This window comes from Arthrobacter sp. UYEF3, assembly GCF_040546245.1.
Classification (GTDB): Bacteria; Actinomycetota; Actinomycetes; order Actinomycetales; family Micrococcaceae; genus Arthrobacter.
On record NZ_JBEPNK010000004.1, the window covers coordinates 158,445 to 177,559 of the forward strand.

17 protein-coding genes are annotated in these 19,115 nt (G+C 67.7%); 14 read left to right on the plus strand and 3 right to left on the minus strand.

Translation table 11 applies throughout. The annotated features are described in order from the left end of the window. Positions 1 to 30 precede the first annotated feature (30 nt). The 4 genes from ABIB14_RS04440 (at position 31) to ABIB14_RS04455 (ending at position 4,746) form a co-directional block, all read left to right on the plus strand. On the plus strand, positions 31 to 2,964 hold the full coding sequence (locus ABIB14_RS04440; RefSeq protein ID WP_354234333.1) for an FtsK/SpoIIIE family DNA translocase: 2,934 nt from the start codon (positions 31 to 33) through the stop codon (positions 2,962 to 2,964). A gap of 25 nt (positions 2,965 to 2,989) precedes the next feature. Further along, entirely contained in the window at positions 2,990 to 3,628 is a 639-nt protein-coding gene (gene pgsA, locus ABIB14_RS04445; RefSeq protein WP_354234334.1) for a CDP-diacylglycerol--glycerol-3-phosphate 3-phosphatidyltransferase, read from the plus strand. Continuing rightward, positions 3,625 to 4,167, plus strand: a complete 543-nt coding sequence (locus tag ABIB14_RS04450; protein WP_354234335.1) for a CinA family protein — start codon at positions 3,625 to 3,627, stop codon at positions 4,165 to 4,167. Before pgsA ends, ABIB14_RS04450 begins: the two co-directional genes overlap by 4 nt. Before the next feature lie 138 nt (positions 4,168 to 4,305). Continuing rightward, positions 4,306 to 4,746 (plus strand): helix-turn-helix domain-containing protein, encoded by a 441-nt coding sequence (locus ABIB14_RS04455; protein WP_354234336.1) that lies wholly within the window; start codon positions 4,306 to 4,308, stop codon positions 4,744 to 4,746. Between the two features lie 85 nt (positions 4,747 to 4,831). Here ABIB14_RS04455 and ABIB14_RS04460 read toward each other — a convergent pair whose 3' ends face one another. Beyond that, positions 4,832 to 5,350 (minus strand): MarR family winged helix-turn-helix transcriptional regulator, encoded by a 519-nt coding sequence (locus ABIB14_RS04460; RefSeq protein WP_354234337.1) that lies wholly within the window; start codon positions 5,348 to 5,350, stop codon positions 4,832 to 4,834. 41 nt (positions 5,351 to 5,391) lie between these two features. On the opposite strand from ABIB14_RS04460, the gene ABIB14_RS04465 reads away from it, so the two are divergent. The 6 genes from ABIB14_RS04465 to dapF all read left to right on the plus strand — a co-directional run bounded on the left by ABIB14_RS04465 (position 5,392) and on the right by dapF (position 11,141). Then, positions 5,392 to 5,610: a DUF3046 domain-containing protein gene (locus ABIB14_RS04465; protein WP_354234338.1), complete on the plus strand. Its 219-nt coding sequence runs from the start codon at positions 5,392 to 5,394 to the stop codon at positions 5,608 to 5,610. Between the two features lie 225 nt (positions 5,611 to 5,835). Continuing rightward, the gene (recA, locus tag ABIB14_RS04470) at positions 5,836 to 6,885 is read left to right on the plus strand and encodes a recombinase RecA (protein WP_354234339.1); all 1,050 of its coding nucleotides are present in this window, start codon (positions 5,836 to 5,838) and stop codon (positions 6,883 to 6,885) included. A 154-nt stretch (positions 6,886 to 7,039) separates the two neighbouring features. After that, entirely contained in the window at positions 7,040 to 7,546 is a 507-nt protein-coding gene (locus ABIB14_RS04475) for a regulatory protein RecX (protein WP_354234437.1), read from the plus strand. A 60-nt stretch (positions 7,547 to 7,606) separates the two neighbouring features. Continuing rightward, positions 7,607 to 9,169, plus strand: coding sequence for a tRNA (N6-isopentenyl adenosine(37)-C2)-methylthiotransferase MiaB (miaB, locus tag ABIB14_RS04480; protein WP_354234341.1), 1,563 nt, complete (start codon positions 7,607 to 7,609; stop codon positions 9,167 to 9,169). An 82-nt stretch (positions 9,170 to 9,251) separates the two neighbouring features. Beyond that, on the plus strand, positions 9,252 to 10,133 hold the full coding sequence (gene miaA / locus ABIB14_RS04485) for a tRNA (adenosine(37)-N6)-dimethylallyltransferase MiaA (RefSeq protein WP_354234439.1): 882 nt from the start codon (positions 9,252 to 9,254) through the stop codon (positions 10,131 to 10,133). 51 nt (positions 10,134 to 10,184) lie between these two features. After that, positions 10,185 to 11,141: a diaminopimelate epimerase gene (gene dapF / locus ABIB14_RS04490; protein ID WP_354234342.1), complete on the plus strand. Its 957-nt coding sequence runs from the start codon at positions 10,185 to 10,187 to the stop codon at positions 11,139 to 11,141. Here the strand turns inward: dapF and ABIB14_RS04495 are convergent. Next, the gene (locus ABIB14_RS04495) at positions 11,122 to 11,736 is read right to left on the minus strand and encodes a class I SAM-dependent methyltransferase (RefSeq protein ID WP_354234343.1); all 615 of its coding nucleotides are present in this window, start codon (positions 11,734 to 11,736) and stop codon (positions 11,122 to 11,124) included. The two genes, dapF and ABIB14_RS04495, sit on opposite strands and share 20 nt — an antisense overlap. Before the next feature lie 550 nt (positions 11,737 to 12,286). Here ABIB14_RS04495 and hflX point away from each other — a divergent pair. Both hflX and ABIB14_RS04505 read left to right on the plus strand, forming a co-directional pair. After that, positions 12,287 to 13,867, plus strand: coding sequence for a GTPase HflX (hflX, locus tag ABIB14_RS04500; protein ID WP_354234344.1), 1,581 nt, complete (start codon positions 12,287 to 12,289; stop codon positions 13,865 to 13,867). Further along, on the plus strand, positions 13,860 to 16,016 hold the full coding sequence (locus tag ABIB14_RS04505) for an ATP-dependent DNA helicase (protein ID WP_354234346.1): 2,157 nt from the start codon (positions 13,860 to 13,862) through the stop codon (positions 16,014 to 16,016). The genes hflX and ABIB14_RS04505 overlap by 8 nt, the downstream gene beginning before the upstream one ends. A gap of 65 nt (positions 16,017 to 16,081) precedes the next feature. Here the strand turns inward: ABIB14_RS04505 and lexA are convergent, their stop codons facing one another. Continuing rightward, on the minus strand, positions 16,082 to 16,831 hold the full coding sequence (gene lexA / locus ABIB14_RS04510) for a transcriptional repressor LexA (RefSeq protein ID WP_354234348.1): 750 nt from the start codon (positions 16,829 to 16,831) through the stop codon (positions 16,082 to 16,084). 431 nt (positions 16,832 to 17,262) lie between these two features. Between lexA and ABIB14_RS18730 the strand changes: the two genes are divergently transcribed. Beyond that, the gene (locus ABIB14_RS18730; protein ID WP_502909603.1) at positions 17,263 to 17,823 is read left to right on the plus strand and encodes a LysM peptidoglycan-binding domain-containing protein; all 561 of its coding nucleotides are present in this window, start codon (positions 17,263 to 17,265) and stop codon (positions 17,821 to 17,823) included. A 103-nt stretch (positions 17,824 to 17,926) separates the two neighbouring features. Continuing rightward, positions 17,927 to 19,045 carry a histidinol-phosphate transaminase gene (locus ABIB14_RS04520; RefSeq protein ID WP_354234349.1) on the plus strand — a complete coding sequence of 373 codons (1,119 nt, stop codon included), beginning with the start codon at positions 17,927 to 17,929 and terminating at the stop codon, positions 19,043 to 19,045. The last annotated feature ends 70 nt before the right edge of the window (positions 19,046 to 19,115 follow it).

The following is a 19,115-nucleotide window of genomic DNA, read 5'->3' on the forward strand; positions in this document are numbered from 1 at the left end:
GAGGGCCCGGCGTCGGGTACCGTTGCAGCTATGGCGACACGCACCTCCTCCGCGCCTAGAGGCAACTCCAGCGGCAACTCCAGCGGAAACGGCCGGGGCAAATCCGGCAGCTCTCCGGCCCGGGGCTCCGGCGCAGCTGCGTCCAAGCCCAGCCGTTCGCAGGGGACCGCGCGCACCCGGCAGCTGGCCGCCGTCGAACCGCGGCAGCCCTGGCTTGCCCGGGTAGTTGCCGGCGCCTGGCTGGGGGTCGGCCACGTGGTCGGTGCCGGCATCCGCAGGATCGGCCAGGATGTCAGCGACCTGGACCCGGCCGACCGCCGCGACGGCGCCGCCCTGTTCAACCTCGCCCTCGGCGTCTTCATCGCCACGTTTGCCTGGTGGGGTTTCCAGGGCTGGTTCCCCGACCTGGTCTTCGGCATCGTCAACGGCACCTTCGGCTGGATGTCCCTGCTACTGCCGTTGATGCTGTTCGTCTGCGCCTTCCGGCTGTTCCGCCAGCCCGTGGACGGCCGCGGCAACAACCGGATCGGCATCGGCTTCCTCATCATGACGTTTGCCGGTTGCGGCCTGGCGCACATCATCGGCGGCCAGCCGACCGTCGCCGACGGCTTCGACGGGCTGCGCCATGCCGGCGGCATGCTGGGCTACCTGGCGGCCGCGCCGCTGGCCACCATCCATGCCGCCGTTCCGGTGGCGCTCTACGGTCTGCTGGCCTTCACCTCGCTGCTGATCGTCACCGCCACTCCGTTTGGCGCGATCCCGTCCCGGCTCCGCGACGCCTATGAGCACCTGATGGGCATCGACCTGCAGGAAGAAGCCGACCACGACGGCCACGACCGCAGCTACCTGTACGAAAATGAGGCCCCCGCGCCCAAGAAGAAGCGCAGGCGCCTCTTCGGCAAGAACCAGGACGACGACGCCCGGCTCGAAGGCTACGTCGGCGACGAAGCCTTCGAGCATGCCGTTGTCGACGACGAAGATCCCGGGGACACCGGGAGTGCCCACAGCGCCAAGGGTTCCAGGGCCGTGGCGCCAGGCGTGCGGCGGCCCACCCAGGCCGAGATTGCCATGGAGAAGATCAAGGCAGCCCAGGGCCTGGGCACGACGGCGGCCGGCGCGGCGGAGAACGCCACCGAGGCAATCCCGCTCGTCACCCCGGGCATGATCGCCGCCGGGTCGCTGAACCCCTCCCTGAGCGCCGGCGCCGCGGCAGCGGCCACGGTACCGGCAAATCCGGTCGCCCCGGCGCCGTTACCCACCCCGATCCCGCAGCGGACCGAACAGCTCTCGCTCGCCGGCGACGTCACCTACACGCTGCCGGCGTCGGACCTGCTGACCCCCGGCAGTATCCCCAAGGAACGTACGGAGGCCAACGACGCCATCGTCGCCTCCCTGACGGACACGCTGAACCAATTCAACGTGGACGCCCAGGTGACCGGCTTCAGCCGCGGCCCCACTGTGACCCGGTACGAGATCGAACTGTCCGCGGGCACCAAGGTGGAACGCGTCACCGCCCTGTCCAAGAACATCTCCTACGCCGTCGCAAGCTCCGATGTGCGGATCTTGAGCCCCATCCCGGGCAAGTCCGCGATCGGCATCGAGATCCCCAACTCGGACCGCGAGACCGTGTCCCTGGGTGACGTGTTGCGCAGCCAGAACGCCCGCCGCACGGACCACCCCATGGTGATGGGCGTCGGCAAGGACGTCGAGGGCGGCTACGTCGTGGCCAACCTCGCGAAGATGCCGCACCTGCTGGTGGCCGGTGCCACCGGCGCCGGCAAGTCATCCTTTGTGAACTCGATGATCACCTCGATCCTGATGCGCGCCACCCCGGACGAGGTCCGCATGGTCATGGTGGACCCAAAGCGCGTGGAACTCACGGCTTACGAGGGGGTCCCGCACCTCATCACCCCGATCATCACCAACCCGAAAAAGGCCGCCGAGGCGCTGCAGTGGGTGGTCCGGGAAATGGACGCCCGCTACGACGACCTCGCCAACTACGGCTTCAAGCACATCGATGACTTCAATAAGGCCGTCAGGGCCGGCAAGGTCCACCCGCCGGTGGACTCCAAGCGCGTGATCCGCCCCTACCCGTACCTGCTGGTAATAGTTGACGAACTCGCCGACCTCATGATGGTGGCCCCGCGTGACGTCGAAGACTCCATTGTCCGCATCACCCAGCTGGCCCGCGCCGCCGGCATCCACCTGGTGCTCGCCACCCAGCGCCCCTCCGTCGACGTCGTCACCGGCCTGATCAAGGCCAACGTCCCGTCCCGCATGGCCTTCGCCACCTCCTCGGTCACCGACTCCCGGGTGGTCCTGGACCAGCCCGGCGCCGAAAAGCTGATCGGCCAGGGCGACGCGCTCTTCCTGCCGATGGGCGCCTCCAAGGCGATGCGCGTGCAGGGCGCCTGGGTCACCGAGTCCGAGATCCACAAAGTGGTCGAACACGTCAAGGGCCAGCTCAAGGCCGTCTACCGTGACGACGTCGCCCCTGAGGCGCAGAAGAAACAGATCGATGACGACATCGGGGACGACCTCGAGGTGCTGCTGCAGGCCACCGAACTTGTCGTCACGACGCAGTTCGGCTCGACGTCGATGCTCCAGCGCAAGCTCCGCGTCGGCTTCGCCAAGGCCGGCCGCCTGATGGACCTGCTCGAGTCCAGGGGAGTGGTTGGCCCCTCGGAGGGCTCCAAGGCCCGCGACGTGCTGGTCAAACCGGATGACCTTGCCGCCGTCCTCGCCGCGATGAAGGGCCAGCAGGGACCGGTGGTCGCCGATTCGCAGACCGCCGCGCTGAGCGAGAACGCCAACGCGAACATCGCCCAGGGCGGCTACGCCGAGGACCTCGTGGCCGCCGATCTGGAGAACCGCACGCAAAGCATCGAATATTACGACGGCGCCGACGGTTCCGGCGAAGATGACGAGGGATCCGAGGACGCCTGGTCGCTCACCGGACGGTAGCCGGCGGAGACGGTAGCCTAGGAAGGTGACTAGCGCCGAAACCCACTCCGGATCCGCCCCGCGGATCTGGAACCTGCCCAACATCCTGACGATGCTGCGGATCGCGCTGGTGCCCTTCTTCGTCTGGTTCCTCGTTTCCGACGCTCCGGGCCTGCACGCGCAGAACGGCGCCTGGCGCTGGGCCGCCGTCGTCGTCTTCGCGGTGGCGATCTACACGGACAAGCTCGACGGCGACATTGCCCGCAGCCGCGGCCTGATCACCGACTTCGGCAAGATCGCGGATCCGATCGCGGACAAACTGCTGATCGGCTCTGCCCTGGTGATGCTCTCGCTGCTGGGCGAACTCCCGTGGTGGGTGACAGTCCTGATCCTGGTCCGCGAATGGGGCGTGACGGCGTTGCGCTTCTTCGTCATCCGCTACGGCGTGATCCCGGCCTCCCGCGGCGGCAAGCTCAAGACCCTGGTCCAGACCGCGGCGATCTTCCTGTACGTCATGCCGCTCGCCTCGTTCGCCCCGTGGCTCGGCGTCCTGGCGTTCGCGGTGATGATGGTCGCCCTGGCGATCACCGTGTGGACCGGCGCCGAATATGTTGTTGAGGCCGTCAAGCTGCGGGCCAGCGGCATCCGGGCCAGGAAACAGCAGGTCCAGGAGGGGACACCGTGAGTCTTCCGCAGTCCAGCCCCGAGCCCGGCGTGCACCCGGGTCTCCATCCGAATCTCCACCGATTGGCCGAGCACACGGTGGGCCGCGCCATTGAGAACGGGCTGACCGTGGCCACGGCGGAGTCCCTCACTGCCGGCATGGTCGCCGCCGTGCTCGCCGACACGCCCGGCGCGTCCGCGATGTTGCAGGGCGGCGTGGTTGCCTACGCGAATTCGGTCAAGGCCGATGTCCTGGGGGTGTCCCGCGACCTCCTCGGCGCCGTCGGCTCCGTGGACGGGCAGGTCGCCGCCGCGATGGCCGCGGGGGCGCGCGCAGCCTGCGGCGCCGACGTCGGCGTGTCCACCACCGGGGTGGCCGGACCGGAGCCGCACGACGGCAAGGCCGTGGGGACGGTCCATATCGGCCTCGCCACGCCGGCAGGAACGACGTCGTTCGAGTACCTCTTCGCGGGGAGCCGTCAGGAGATCCGGGCGCTGGCCTGTGGCGCCGCCCTTGAGCGGCTGCTCGAAAGCGTGACGGCGATCAGCTACCGCGGGTAAAGTTGCCGGGAACAAAAGTTGATTTCGAATAGTTGTTACATTGTGTCGCCCTCGAAGAAGGGTGACGCCTAGGATGAAGTCATCATACGGTTCGCAGTCAACGGCGAACCGAACAAGCGAGGGAGCAAGGCGATACAGATGGTAAAGCAGCCCGTATCCGTGAACGGCGTTGTCCGCTGGAAGGATGTGGGCCTCGCCGATCAGGCAAAGAGCGAACAGAAGGAGCGCAAGATGGTCGTACTGCGCCACGAAATCGGTGATGTCCTGCGCGATGTCCGCCAACGCCAAGGCCGTACCCTCCGTGAAGTCTCGCACAGCGCCCGGGTATCCCTCGGCTACCTGAGTGAAGTGGAACGCGGCCAGAAGGAAGCCTCCTCGGAGCTGCTCTCCTCGATTTGCTCGGCCCTGGAAGTCCCGTTGTCCATCATGCTCCGCGAAGTCAGCGACCGCGTCGCCGTGGCCGAAGGCGTAGCGGTACCGGACACGGTGCCCCAGGAATTCGCCCAGCGTTACGGCCGTGACCTGGATCGTGAATTGAATGACGAGCTGACCACGGGAATGCTCTCCGGGGCACGCTAGCCCCACCCCAATAAGTCCAAGAAAGGTCCCCGGCGGTGTGCCGGGGACCTTTTCGGTGTCCCCCGGACCTGCGCCGGCGGCGGGCTTACATAATCTCGTCCCGGAACCCGTCGCGTTCATAGCTGGCGTTGAGCTTCGCCATGTAGCGGGCAAAGTCCTCGAGTTCCCCGGCCGGCCACTCCGCCAGCCGTTCGCGGAAGACCTCGCGCCGGGCATCCTGGACCAGGTGCATCTTCTCTTCCCCCTTGGCCGTCAGGCTGATGGCCTGCGCGCGGCCGTCCAAAGGGTCGGCTTCCTTCGCTACCAGCCCCAGGCCCTCCAGGAACGCGACCTGCCGACTTACCGAGGGCTTCCCGACGCCGATGGACGAGGCCAGCTCGGTCAGCCGGATGGGGCCCCGGGTCCGAAGCACGGACAGCAGCCCATAGGCCGCCGGCTCCATCTCGGGATGGACCTGGCGGGAGAGCTGCTGCGACATGGAACGGGCACGCCGCCACAGCATGCTCAACTGGCGTTCGACGGCGGCCAGGGCCTCCTCCGCGGAGGCATCGCCGGGCCCGGAAACTAGCGCCGGTTCCGGGGCGGTGTCGCGTGGGTTGCTCATAGCAACCATTCTAGGGTCCGTGCCCGTGAGAGACTTTACCGGTGAGAATCAGCGACTTCTGGCGTCTAATGGACGACGAGTTCGGGGCGGGGTATTCCCGTGTCCTCAGCAGCTCCCTCGTGCTGGCCGGCGTGGGCGGCCGCACCGCCGACCAGGCCCTTAGCGCCGGGGTGCCCCCCAGGCAGGTCTGGGCGGCACTGTGCGATGTCCAGGACGTCCCGGCCGAGCGGCGGCTCGGCCGGGACGTCAAGCCGCGCTGAGCGCGGGCCTGGCCGCCCGGACCTGGCGGGCTACCGGGAGCCGCGGCTGACACGCCGTCCGATTGTTCGAATATCTGTTCGGGTCGGGCTATGCTTTTTCCAGTGCGTTTTCCACATACGCGACGACGGCGGCAACTTTGTCAGTGGCCGCCGCTAGCGTCAGTGATGAAATTACAACGGCCGTGAAGGCCACTCTCCAGCGAGAAAGTATTAGAGGTGCGAAACATGGCCGCAGCCCCGGATCGCCAGAAGGCGCTCGACGCAGCGCTTGCCCAGATCGACAAGCAGTTCGGCAAAGGCTCGGTCATGCGCCTGGGCGACGAAGTGCGTGCGCCCATTGAGGTCATCCCGACCGGTTCCATCGCGCTGGACGTGGCCCTCGGCATTGGCGGCCTGCCGCGCGGCCGCGTGGTCGAGATTTACGGCCCCGAGTCCTCCGGTAAAACCACCGTCGCGCTGCACGCCGTAGCCAACGCCCAGCGCTTGGGCGGCATCGCCGCCTTCATCGACGCCGAGCACGCCCTCGATCCGGAATATGCAGCCAAGCTGGGCGTCGACACCGACGCGCTCCTGGTCTCCCAGCCGGACACCGGTGAGCAGGCCCTCGAGATCATGGACATGCTGATTGGCTCCGGTTCGCTGGACGTCATCGTCATCGACTCCGTCGCCGCACTGGTGCCCCGCGCCGAAATCGAAGGCGACATGGGCGACAGCCACGTCGGCCTCCAGGCCCGGCTGATGAGCCAGGCACTGCGTAAGATCACCGGCCGGTTGAGCCAAACCAAAACCACCGCTATTTTCATCAACCAGCTGCGCGAGAAGATCGGGGTGTTCTTCGGCTCCCCGGAAACCACCACCGGCGGCAAGGCGCTGAAGTTCTACGCCTCCATCCGCATCGACGTCCGCCGCATCCAGACCCTCAAGGAGGGCGCGGACTCCGTCGGCAACCGCACTAAGGCCAAGATCGTCAAGAACAAGATGGCTCCGCCCTTCAAGATCGCCGAATTCGACATCATCTATGGCCAGGGCATTTCCCGCGAGGGCGGCATCATCGACATGGGTGTCGAGCACGGCCTGATCAAGAAGTCCGGTTCTTGGTTCACCTACGACGGGGACCAGCTGGGCCAGGGCATGGAGAACTCCCGCCGCTTCCTGCGAGACAACCCGGAACTGGCCGCCGAGCTCGAGCGCCTGATCAAGGAAAAGCTGGGTGTGGGAGTCAAGGCTGCCGAACCCGAGGAATCGCCGAAGCTGAAGGCCGTTGACGGCTTCTAACAGCCGGGGTTCCGCCGCGCGACGCCGCCAGGGGCCAGGATTCCCTTCCCGGAATCCTGGCCCCGGCGTCGTTGACGGCGACACAGTTCCCGATCACGCGGGACTCGATCACCCGGGCCCCGGAGGGGCCGCCCCGCCGGCACCGGAGCAGGACATCGACGCCGATCCTGCCGCACTAGCCCGTGCCGTCGTGCTGCGCCAGCTCACCAACTCGCCCAAGAGCAGGCTGCAGCTCGCCCGCAAACTGGCCGAACGCAACATTCCGGAGGACGTGGCCGGGGCCGTCCTCGACCGCTTCGAAGAGGTCCGCCTCATCGACGACGCCGAGTTTGCGCAGATGTGGGTGCGGAGCCGGTCCCAGACCCGGAAGCTGGCCAAGGGCGCCCTGCGCCGGGAGCTGGCAGAGAAGGGCATCGACGAGGAGACCGCTGCCGGCGCCCTCGAGCAGGTCAGCGACGAGGACGAGGAAGCCTTGGCCCGGGAACTCGTGGTCCGGAAGCTGCGGAACGCCCGGGGTCTCGAGGACCGCGCGGAGCGGGACAAGTCCGTGCGCCGGCTGGTGGCCATGCTCGCACGCAAGGGCTACCAGCCCTCACAGGCCTTCCGGATCGTCGGCGAAGCGGTGGCAGCGGCCCTCGAGGAAGCAGACAGCGATGCCTGACCTGGCCAGACTAAACATGGCCCGCGAAACGTGTCCGCACCGAACCGGTACCCTTAACAGGTGAGTCTGACCATTCCCTCCCCAGCCGAATCCTCCGCCGACAACGCGGCGGTCGGAACAGTCCTGCCGCCGGCGCCGGCCCGCACCTACCAGGTACGGACCTTCGGCTGCCAGATGAACGTGCACGATTCCGAGCGGATGTCCGGCATGCTCGAAGCCGCCGGCTACATCCGCTCCGACGGCGAGGTGGCCGACGTCGTGGTCTTCAACACCTGCGCCGTGCGGGAAAACGCCGACAACAAGCTCTACGGCAACCTCGGCATGCTCCGTCCGGTCAAGGACGCCAACCCGGGCATGCAGATCGCCGTCGGCGGCTGCCTCGCGCAGAAAGACCGCGAGACCATCCTCAAGCGGGCGCCCTGGGTCGATGCTGTCTTCGGAACACACAACGTCGGCGCCCTGCCCGCGCTGCTGGACCGCGCCCGCCACAACGACGAGGCGCAACTGGAAATCCTCGAATCGCTGGACGTGTTCCCTTCCACGCTGCCCACCAAACGCGACTCCGTCTACGCGGGCTGGGTCTCCATCTCGGTCGGCTGCAACAACACCTGCACGTTCTGCATCGTCCCCGCCCTGCGGGGCAAGGAAAAGGACCGGCGGCCCGGCGACATCCTCGCCGAGATCCAGGCCCTCGTCGACGACGGCGCGATCGAGGTCACACTGCTGGGCCAGAACGTGAACTCCTACGGCGTCGAGTTCGGCGACCGGCAGGCCTTCTCCAAACTGCTGCGCGCCTGCGGCGAGATCCCCGGCCTGGAACGCGTCCGGTTCACCAGCCCGCACCCGGCCGCCTTCACCGACGACGTCATCGACGCCATGGCCGAGACGCCCAACGTCATGCCGCAACTGCACATGCCGCTGCAGTCCGGTTCCGATAAGGTCCTCCGGGAGATGAAACGGTCCTACCGGTCCGCCAGGTTCCTCGGCATTCTGGACAAGGTGCGGGAGAAGATGCCGCACGCCGCCATCTCGACCGACATCATCGTCGGGTTCCCGGGCGAAACCGAGGAGGACTTCCAAGCCACGCTCGACGTCGTGGAAAAGTCCCGCTTCGCCACCGCGTTTACCTTCCAGTACTCCAAACGCCCCGGCACGCCCGCTGCGGAGCTCCCGGATCAACTGCCGAAGGCCGTGGTGCAGGAACGCTTCGAACGGCTCACTGCCCTGCAGGACCGGATCGCCGCGGAGGAGAACGCCCGGCAGCTCGGCCGCCGCGTCGAGGTCATGGTCACGGCCCAGTCGGGCCGCAAGGCGGAGGAAACCCACCGGCTCTCCGGCCGGGCCCAGGACCAGCGGCTGGTGCACTTCTCGGTGCCCGACGGCGCCGAAACACCCCGGCCCGGAGACCTCGTCACGGTGACAATCACCGAGGCCGCGGCGTTCCACCTGGTCGCAGACCCGGCGTCGGCCGCCGACTACAGCGTGCGCCGTTCCCGCGCCGGCGACGCGTGGGACAGGTCCCAGGCCGACTCCTGCGGCGCCCCGGCCGGCGGCAGCTCCGGGGCCGGCGGGACATCCGGCGTCTCACTGGGCATGCCGAGCCTGCCTGTCCGCGCCCGCTAGAGCCGTGGCTGGTCCTGCTCCCCACGCCACCGCCGGCAGTCCCGCGTCCCCGGAAGGCCCGGCCGCCGGATCCGCGCCGCCGGTGATCGCCGTCGTCGGACCCACCGGATCCGGAAAGTCGGAGCTCGCGGTGTCGCTGGCGCTGGCCCTCGGCGGCGAGGTCGTTAACGCCGACGCCCTGCAGTTCTACCGCGGGATGGACATCGGCACGGCGAAGGTCACCGAGGCCGAGCGGCGCGGCGTGCCGCACCACCTGCTCGACATCCTCGACGTGACCGAAGAGGCCAGCGTCTCGGATTTCCAGCAGCAGGCCCGCGCCGCGATCGCGGACATCCACGCCCGGGGGAAACGGGCCATCGTGGCTGGCGGGTCGGGACTGTACGTCCGCGCCGTTCTCGACGTGCTCGAATTCCCCGGCACTGACCCCGCCGTCCGGCGCCGCCTTGAGGCGGAGGCGGAAGCAGCCGGGCTTGCACCGCTGCGGGCGCGGCTGGAACGCGTGGATCCGGTGTCCGCCGGGCGGCTGGGCGACGCCCGCCGTGTCATCCGGGCCCTCGAAGTCTTCGAACTGACCGGGCGGCCCTTCAGCTCCTTCATGCCCTCCCGGGAGTACTTCGGGCCGGCCCTGCAGATCGGGCTTGAGGTGGACCGGGAACAGCTGCGCGAACGCCTCGCCGCGCGGGTCCACACGATGGTGCTGCGGGGGCTGCCGGCGGAAGTGCAGCGCCTGGACGCGGCAGGTTTGCGGAGCGGCAGGACAGCCTCACGCGCCCTGGGCTATGCCCAGTTCCTCAAGGTCCTGGCGGGCGAGTCGGACCTGGAACAGGCAGCGGAAGCGACCATCGTCGCGACCCGCCAGTTTGCCCGCCGCCAGCTCACCTGGTTCCGCGCCGACCCGCGGATCCACTGGTTTGACTGGCAGGACCCGGAGCTGGCGGCGAAGGCCGCGGCGCTGTGCCGGTGAGACCCGCTTCGCCCGTCCTTCCCGGCCCGGCCGGAACGGTAACCTTGAAGTATGGACGAAACCCTTGCCGCGGCCGCTGACCACCGCACTGCCGAAGACATCACCGGACTCGGCGGTCTGAAGTTTTCGAAGGGCCACGGGACCGGCAACGACTTTGTCCTGATTGCGGACCCGAATGGTGCCCTCTCCGTCACGCCCGAGCAGGTCGCGGCCCTCTGCGACCGACACCGCGGCATCGGCGCCGACGGCCTCATCCGCGCGGTGCCCTCTCGGTCGCTCCCCGAGGGCAGAGAGCTGCTCACCGCCCACCCGGCCGCCGAATGGTTCATGGATTACCGCAACGGTGACGGGTCGCTTTCGGAAATGTGCGGCAACGGTGTGCGCGTCTTCGTCCACTTCCTGATCGCCGAGGGCCTCGTGGACCTTCCCGCCGGCCAATCGTTGACCATCGGAACCCGCGGCGGCGTGAAGACCATTGTCCGCACCGCTGCCGGCTACGCCGTCGACATGGGTCCCTGGGAGTTCATCTTCCCGGGCGAGGCCACCGCCCGCGCCATGGATTCGCTGGTCAGCGCCGACGGGCTGGAGGTCGCCAGGCCCGCGCTGTCCGTGAGCATGGGCAACCCGCACACCGTCGTCGCGCTGGCTGAGCTCGCGGAGCTCGAAACCACCCAATTGTTCAAGGCGCCCCGGGTGGACCCCGCACCGCCGCACGGCACCAACGTCGAGTTCGTGGTGCCGTCCGAACCGCTGGTTCACGACGGCGTCGGGACCATCACCATGCGCGTGCACGAACGGGGAGTGGGGGAGACCCTGTCCTGCGGCACCGGTGCCTGCGCCGCCGCCGTCGCGATCCGGCACTGGGCCGGCCAGGGCGCCCCCGACGCCTGGAACGTCACGGTTCCCGGCGGCGTCGTCGGCGTAAAGTTTTTCGTGGCCCCGGACGGCCACGAGCATGTGGAGCTCAGCGGCCCCGCCGTGATCGTCGCTAGCGGGACGCTTTCCTGACCCGCAGGATCCGGAAGGACTTGGACGTGCTCTCGCGGGTCACGGTGAAACTGCTGTCCAGTGCCGCCGCGAGCCAGCGCTGAAGCGAATCCGAACCAAGGTTTTTCTGCACCACCAGCCACGCCGAGCCTCCCGCCGCCAGCCGGGGCAGCCAGGCGAGCAGCAGGGCGTGGAGTTCGTCCTTGCCGATCCGGATCGGCGGGTTGGACCAGATCGTGTCGAAACGCAACTCCGGGTCGACGTCCCCGGGAGTGCTGGCCGTGACATTGCCGAGTCCCAGCAGGGCCGCATTTTCATTCGTCAAGGTCACGCAGCGCTCGTTGACATCCACCGCGAAGACCCGGGCGTGCGGCGCCCTCAGCGCCAGGGTGAGCGCGATCGGCCCCCAGCCGCAGCCAATGTCCAGCAGGTTCCCCTGCGGAGCCGGGGCCGGAACGTCGGCGAGCAGGACGGCGGTTCCCTTGTCGAGGGCGTCCGGGCTGAAGATCCCGGAGGACGTCTGCACGTGCCGCTGTTCGCCGGCAAGCTCCACGGTCAGGGGCTTGCGGGTGAACGGCCCGGCCGGCTGGGCGCTGAAATAGTGTGCAGACTCCATAACTGGCCAGATTAGTTCGCCGTCCGGGGGTATGGGAAACCGGCAAGGACACGCCCGGTCCCGCGCCGGCGGGAGCTCCCGCACGGTCCGCAGGCGTAAGGTACCGCCGGTCCGGCACCGGGAAACGGTCTGCTAACGTTAATCCATGATCTTGAACTTCAAGTAGCCGGTCCGGGCTTCAGCCCCGTGCCCGCAGCGACGCAGGTAGTTACCTTCCGCTCAGTGCCCCCTCCATGATGGCCGGCATCGCGCCCGGCGCGCGTGCCACTTGGAGTAAGCCGCTTGAAGTCACGCGCGACGGACCCAAACCCCGCGGCGACAGCAGTCCCCGGCGCTGAACGGACGTCCCCACCGTCAAACGGCGCCTTTGGACGCCGGATCGTTTCCTCATCCACCGCTCCGCCACGGAGCCCCCGCCCGGCCTGCGGCGTAGCAGCCGCCCGGCAATCAGGAGGCATAGATGACCCACAGTCGTCAGCCCAGCGCGAATTCCGCGCCACGAAGCTCCGAACAGCACTATTCTGAAATTGCAGACCCTTCAAAGGAGACCATGACCAGCCAGCCCAATACCGGACCCGATTCAGCCGACCAGGACATGAGTCCTGCAGAAATCCAGGCTGTCATCGACCGTATCCTGTCCAAAGACGCCCCTGCCGTGAAGGCCGGCCGTGACGGCGCCGGGCAGCCCGGCGAGTCCAGGGCGGTGTTCGGCAAGGCCCAGGCGATTTCGCGGCTCGATGAAGAACACAGCAGCTACGACGGCGACCAGCAGGACCTCGAGGAACGACACGCGCTGCGCCGTACCGCAGGGCTGTCGACGGAACTCGAAGACGTCACCGAAGTCGAATACCGGCAGCTGCGCCTCGAACGCGTCGTGCTGGCGGGTCTCTGGACCGAAGGTACGCTTGCCGACGCCGAAAACTCCCTGCGCGAGCTCGCCGCGCTGGCTGAGACGGCCGGTTCCGAGGTCCTCGACGGACTGGTCCAGCGCCGTGCCAAGCCTGACCCTGGAACCTTCCTGGGCTCCGGCAAGGCCCAGGAACTTAAGGACATCGTGCTCTCCACCGGCGCCGACACCGTGGTGGTCGACGCCGAACTGGCCCCCTCCCAGCGACGCGGACTCGAAGACATCGTCAAGGTGAAGGTCATCGACCGCACCGCTCTGATCCTGGATATCTTCGCCCAGCACGCCAAGAGCCGCGAGGGTAAGGCCCAGGTGGAACTGGCCCAACTCGAATACCTGCTCCCGCGCCTGCGCGGCTGGGGCGAGTCGATGTCCCGCCAGGCCGGCGGCCAGGTGGGCGGGGCCGGTGCGGGCATGGGTTCACGCGGTCCCGGTGAAACCAAGATCGAACTGGACCGCCGCCGGATCCGCACCCGGATGGCCAAGCTCCGGCGCGAAATCGCGGCGATGAAGCCGGCCCGGGAAACCAAGCGGGCCAACCGCCGGCGTAACGCGGTACCGTCGGTGGCAATCGCCGGCTACACAAACGCCGGCAAGTCCTCGCTGCTGAACCGGCTCACCGACGCCGGCGTCCTGGTCGAGAACGCTCTGTTCGCCACCCTGGACCCGACGGTCCGCAAAGCCGAAACCTCGGACGGGCTGGGGTATACCCTCGCAGACACCGTGGGGTTCGTGCGGTCGCTGCCCACTCAGCTGGTGGAGGCCTTCCGGTCCACCCTGGAGGAAGTCGCCGACTCGGACCTGATCCTGCACGTCGTCGACGTCTCCCACCCGGATCCGGAGGGACAGATTGCCGCTGTCCGGGCGGTCTTCAGCGAAGTTGACGCCCGCAAGGTGCCGGAAATCATCGTCCTGAACAAGGCCGACGCCGCCGACCCGTTCGTGATCGAGCGGCTCATGCAACGCGAGCCGCGCCACGTGGTCGTCTCGGCCCGCACCGGGGAAGGCATTCCGGAACTGCTGCAGGCCATCAGCGAGGGCATCCCCAGACCCAGCGTGAAGCTGGAACTGATGATCCCCTACAACCGGGGGGACCTGCTGAGCAAGCTGCACGATACCGACGCCGAGATCATCAGCCTCGATCACGAGGAGACCGGCACCCGTGCCGTGGTGATGGTACGCGAGGGGCTCGCGGCCGAACTGGACGCCTTCGTCAGCAATGACTGAACCTGCAATGACGGTACCTGCGGTTGAAACAACGGCTGAACCGGCGGCGGCCGCTGAACCAGCGGAGAACGGCGGAAAGAGCAAACCACGGGATAGACGGGATAGTCAGTCCGGCGAGCAGTTCGTGGTTGAACTGCTCGACCGGGCAGTCGCTGGCATGGGCGGCCAGAGCCGAGACGGCCAGCATGAGATGGCCCGACAGGTGGCCCGCGCCATCGAAACAGGCGACCACCTGCTGGTCCAGGCCGGCACCGGCACGGGCAAGTCCCTGGCCTACCTGATTCCGCTAATCGCCCATTCGCTGGTCAGCGACAAACCGACCCTCGTCTCGACTGCCACCCTGGCGCTGCAGACACAGATCGTCGGCCGGGACCTGCCGCGGCTGCTCAAGACGATCACGCCCGTACTGGCGCGGCCGGTAAAGATCGCGCTCGTCAAGGGCCGCTCCAACTATGTGTGCCGGCACAAACTCGGCGGCGGCTTCCCGTCCGAGGAGCCGTCCGAGGGTCAGTTGTTCTCCCTCGGCGAGGACACCTCCGTGCCGCACTTCGCAGCCGCGATGGGTGGCCCGTCGTCGCAGCTCGGCAAGGAAGTGGTCCGGCTCCGCGAATGGGCCGAGGACACCCTGACGGGGGACCGCGACGAGCTCATGCCGGGCGTGACCGACCGCGCCTGGCGGCAGGTTTCCGTCACCTCAATGGAGTGCCTCGGCGCGCAAAAGTGCCCGCTCGCGGCCGAATGTTTCAGCGAACTGGCCCGGCAGAACGCCGCCGACGCCGACGTCGTGGTCACCAACCACGCGATGCTGGCCGTCAGCGCCTTCGAGGGCCTCGCCGTATTGCCGGAGTACGACGTCGTGGTGGTGGACGAGGCGCACGAGCTGCAGGACCGGGTCACGGGTGCCGTGTCCGGCCAGCTCTCCGTCGCGATGGTGCATGCCGCCGCCTCCGGCGCCCGGAAGCACACCGGCATCACCGTGGACGCGCTCAGCAACTCCGCGGCCAACCTCGAACTCGCCATTGAAGGGGTCCCTAGCGGACTCATGCCCAACGGACTGAACAGTGAGCAACTGGACTGCGTGGACCAGCTGCGCGACGCCTGCCGCGCCGCGCTCTCGGACTCCAAGGGCGACAGCGCCAACACAGCCGACGGCGGCCGCCAGCTCGCCCGATCCCGCCTGATGGTGATCCTGGAACTGTGCGAACGGCTCCTGGCCGCCAGGGAGAACCGCGAAGTGGTCTGGTTCTCCCGCAACAGCAGCTTCGACCCGCAACAGGGCTACTCGCAGCCGGACGACTCGGCGCCGGCCCTGGTCAACGTTGCACCGCTCAGCGTTGCCGGTCGGCTGCGCGAGGGGCTGTTCGCGGACCACACCGTCGTCCTGACCTCGGCCACCCTGGCGATCGGTGCGGCCTTCGAGCCGGCTGCCGGAGGCCTCGGCCTGGTAGGCCCCGGGGCCCCCAGCTGGACCGGCGTCGACGTCGGGTCCCCCTTCGAATATCCCAAGCAGGGCATCCTCTACGTCGCCAAGCACCTGCCCAAGCCCGGCCGGGGAACGTCCCCGGAAGCCCTCGATGAGCTCGAAAAGCTGATCCGCGCCTCCGGCGGCGGGGCCCTGTGTCTGTTCTCGTCCCGGCGCGCCGCCGAAGAGGCGGCGGACGCGATGCGGCCCCGGCTGGGCCTGCGCATCCTCTGCCAGGGCGAATCGACCATGACCGCGCTCGTCAAGCAGTTCGCCGACGAACCGGACACCTGCCTGTTCGGCACCATGTCGCTCTGGCAGGGCGTCGATGTGCCCGGAAGTTCCTGCCGGCTGGTCGTGATCGACAGGATCCCGTTCCCCCGCCCCGATGACCCGCTGATGACCGCACGCTCCCGCGCCGTGGCCCAGGCCGGCGGAAACGGGTTCATGAGCGTGTCGGCCACCCACGCCGCCATCCGCCTCGCCCAGGGCGCCGGGCGGTTGATCCGCACGACGTCGGACAAGGGCGTCGTGGCGGTCCTGGACCCACGACTGTCCACCGAGCGCTACGGCGGGTTCCTCCGGGCCGCACTCCCGCCGTTCTGGCCAACCACTGACCCGGGCGTAGCTTTCGCTGCCCTCGAACGCCTTGCCAAGGAGACCCCCGCCCGGCAGCCGGCCAAATAGGGAACGCCAAAGGCCCCGCCCGGAGATCCGGAGGGGGCCTCAGCAGCGTTGCCGGTGGCTGAACGCTAGAGGGAGCGCAGTACCGAGACGACTTTGCCCATGATGACGGCATGATCGCCAAGGATCGGCTCATACTGGGTGTTCTGGGGAAGCAGCCAGGTGTGGCCGTCGCGCTGGCGGAAAGTCTTGACCGTGGCCTCGTCATCGAGCAGCGCGGCAACGATGTCGCCGTTGAGCGCATCGTTCTGACGCCGGACCACCACCCAGTCACCGTCGCAGATGGCGGCATCGATCATCGAATCGCCGGCCACCCGCAGCATGAACAGTTCGCCGTGGCCCACCAGTTGGCGCGGCAGGGGCATCACGTCCTCCACCACCTGGTCGGCAAGGATCGGACCGCCGGCGGCAATCCGGCCCACGAACGGCACCATCGCGGTGTCCGTGGCGCTGGCTAGCTCCGATACGGCCCGCCCGCCCACCGCCCGCAGGCCGCTGGACTTCCCCACTCCGGAAATCTTCGCCGCGCCCTCATCGAGCGTCAGCGGCATCAGTACTTCCATGGCACGGGGACGTTTGGGGTCCCGGCGCAGGTACCCGAGCTTCTCCAGCTGCGAAAGCTGGTGGGTGACGCTGGAGAGACTGGCAAGGCCGACCGTGTCACCGATTTCCCGCATCGAGGGCGGGTAACCGTTGTCCGCTACGGAGCGCTGGATGGTCTCCAGAATCTTCTTTTGCCGGACGGTAAGGCTCTTCGGCGCCCGGACGGTCTGGGGACCGTGCTGGGCGGCCCTTCCGCCGGTGGCTTGTGCTGCCATGTTGGCCACGCCTTTCCATTTCCGCCCGGCCGCTGAGGTTGCCGGGATCGATGAGTCTGAAAAAGTCAGACCCCGCTGGTGAACTGCTGTTGATCGATACATGTGGTTGTCCGCTATTTCAAAAACCCGGTATTTCAAAAGCCTGAGCTGCAGACCCTGTGGTTCAAAAGTAGGCCAGCCATCATGGTTTTTCAAACATTTGTTCTAGTGAGTCTCGACAATGTTCGCTCATAAGTGCTAAAACAGAACAAGCGCAGTTCGAAGATATGTTCGAACCCCGAGCTTCGGGGCGCATCAGACGGTTCGGTGCTGTGTTCGAAGCTTGTGATCAAGAAAGACGTTCGAAGGTTCGCGTTCGATGGTTAGGCCGGTTGGCGGCAGGTACATGGAGTACGCCGGGCGGCACAGATAAGTCCAGGAGGGCTCAGGTCATGTCAGTAGTAAGCGCTATTTCCGGATCACCGGTATCCGTTCCCGTCCGGGCGGCCAAGATCGAGGCGGCACCGTTCGGGTCGGCGCCGTTCGACCAAAACCGGCCCAAACGGGTGCCGTTCGAGTCCTTCGGCCCGCACAGCATCTTCGATCGTGACGCCGACCGCACGGATGCGGCCCGCCAGGACGCGGCCGGGTCGGTACACGCCGGGCCGCGGCAGGTTGCACCCGCCATTGCCGCGGCGCAGGCTCCGCTGCGGCTCACCCGGCGGGGCCGGTTCGTTTTCTTCGGCTTGCCGTTGATGCTGTTGGCGGTTCTCCTGCTTTCACTCGCCGGCTTCCTGAACGCTCCGGCCAAGGCTGCCGACTCGTCCGCGGAGCTCTCGCTCACGCCCGCCGTTACGGTCACGGTCCAGCCCGGTGAGTCCCTTTGGGCCATTGCCGGCGCTGTGGCCCCGGAACGCGATCCCCGCGACGTTGTGGCGGACATCGTGCAGCTCAACAACCTCGGGGATCCCCGCGTCATCCCCGGACAACAGCTCTTCGTACCCTCCAAGTAGCCAGCGCCCGGACCAGACCCCGTGAGAGAGTGAGGCGCCCGAACACTGCGCCCCCGACGGTCACAGTTTCGGGTCCGGGCCCGGCCTCGCTTAAACTGGAACGGTGACTGACCAGCTAGAGCGACTCAACCGACTGCCCCTCCGGACGAATCTGCGCGGATTGCGCCCCTACGGTGCGCCCCAGCTGGATGTCCCCATCCTGCTGAACGTCAACGAGAACACCCATGGCGTCCCGGCCGATGTCCGTGCCGCCATCGCCGCGGCCGTGACGGAGGCTGCCGCGGGGCTGAACCGGTATCCGGACCGCGAGTTCACTGAACTGCGTGAAGCCCTGGCGGAATATCTCGGTCACGGACTTGACGCCGGCAATATCTGGGCTGCGAACGGCTCCAATGAAGTCCTCCAGCAAATCCTCCAGGCCTTCGGGGGCCCGGGCCGCACCGCCCTGGGGTTCCCTCCCACGTACTCCATGTACCCGCTGCTGGCTGCCGGTACGGACACCGGATACATCGTCGGCGTGCGCGCCGAGGACTATGGGCTGAGCGCCGAATCGGCAGCACGCCAGGTCCGTGAGCTGAAGCCCAACGTCGTTTTCCTCTGCTCCCCGAACAACCCCACCGGCACCGGCCTGGGGATCGACGTTGTCGAGGCCGTCTATGAGGCCGGAGAAGCCAGCCAGACCATCGTGATCGTCGACGAGGCCTACCACGAGTTCGCCCACGACGGCACACCCAGCGCACTCACGCTGCTGCCCGGCAGGGAGCGGCTGATTGTCTCGCGCACCATGAGCAAGGCCTTTGCCCTGGCCGGTGCACGGCTGGGCTACATGGCGGCAGCGCCTGAGGTCACGGATGCCCTGCGCCTGGTCCGGCTGCCCTACCACCTGTCCGCCGTCACCCAGGCCACGGGCCTCGCCGCACTGAGCCACCGGGTGGCGCTGATGGCCGACGTCGAGGACATCAAGCGCCAGCGGGACCGGATCGTCGCGGAGCTGACCCGGATGGGGCTCAATCCTGCCGCCTCCGATTCCAACTACGTCTTCTTCGGCGGCCTCGAGAACCCGCAGGAAATCTGGCAGGCGCTGCTGGATGCCGGCGTGCTCATCCGTGACGTCGGCATCCCCGGCCACCTGCGGGTCACGGCGGGCACTGAGACGGAAACCACAGCGTTCCTGCAGGCTCTCGAACGGATCCTGACCGGCCGGGATGTCCAGTCCGCCTAGACTTAACGCAGGACCCACGCACGCCGCCCTGTTCGACGGGCGCCAGCCTTCATCCAAAGGACACCCTGAC

What these genes read in the sequence shown, in the direction of transcription:
- ABIB14_RS04440 (WP_354234333.1), top strand. Translation starts at nt 31, where the DNA reads ATGGCGACACGCACCTCCTCCGCGCCTAGAGGCAACTCCAGCGGCAAC.
- ABIB14_RS04455 (WP_354234336.1), top strand. Translation starts at nt 4,306, where the DNA reads ATGGTAAAGCAGCCCGTATCCGTGAACGGCGTTGTCCGCTGGAAGGAT.
- ABIB14_RS04460 (WP_354234337.1), bottom strand. Translation starts at nt 5,350, where the DNA reads ATGAGCAACCCACGCGACACCGCCCCGGAACCGGCGCTAGTTTCCGGG.
- recA (WP_354234339.1), top strand. Translation starts at nt 5,836, where the DNA reads ATGGCCGCAGCCCCGGATCGCCAGAAGGCGCTCGACGCAGCGCTTGCC.
- dapF (WP_354234342.1), top strand. Translation starts at nt 10,185, where the DNA reads ATGGACGAAACCCTTGCCGCGGCCGCTGACCACCGCACTGCCGAAGAC.
- ABIB14_RS04495 (WP_354234343.1), bottom strand. Translation starts at nt 11,736, where the DNA reads ATGGAGTCTGCACACTATTTCAGCGCCCAGCCGGCCGGGCCGTTCACC.
- hflX (WP_354234344.1), top strand. Translation starts at nt 12,287, where the DNA reads ATGACCAGCCAGCCCAATACCGGACCCGATTCAGCCGACCAGGACATG.
- ABIB14_RS04505 (WP_354234346.1), top strand. Translation starts at nt 13,860, where the DNA reads ATGACTGAACCTGCAATGACGGTACCTGCGGTTGAAACAACGGCTGAA.
- lexA (WP_354234348.1), bottom strand. Translation starts at nt 16,831, where the DNA reads ATGGCAGCACAAGCCACCGGCGGAAGGGCCGCCCAGCACGGTCCCCAG.
- ABIB14_RS18730 (WP_502909603.1), top strand. Translation starts at nt 17,263, where the DNA reads ATGTCAGTAGTAAGCGCTATTTCCGGATCACCGGTATCCGTTCCCGTC.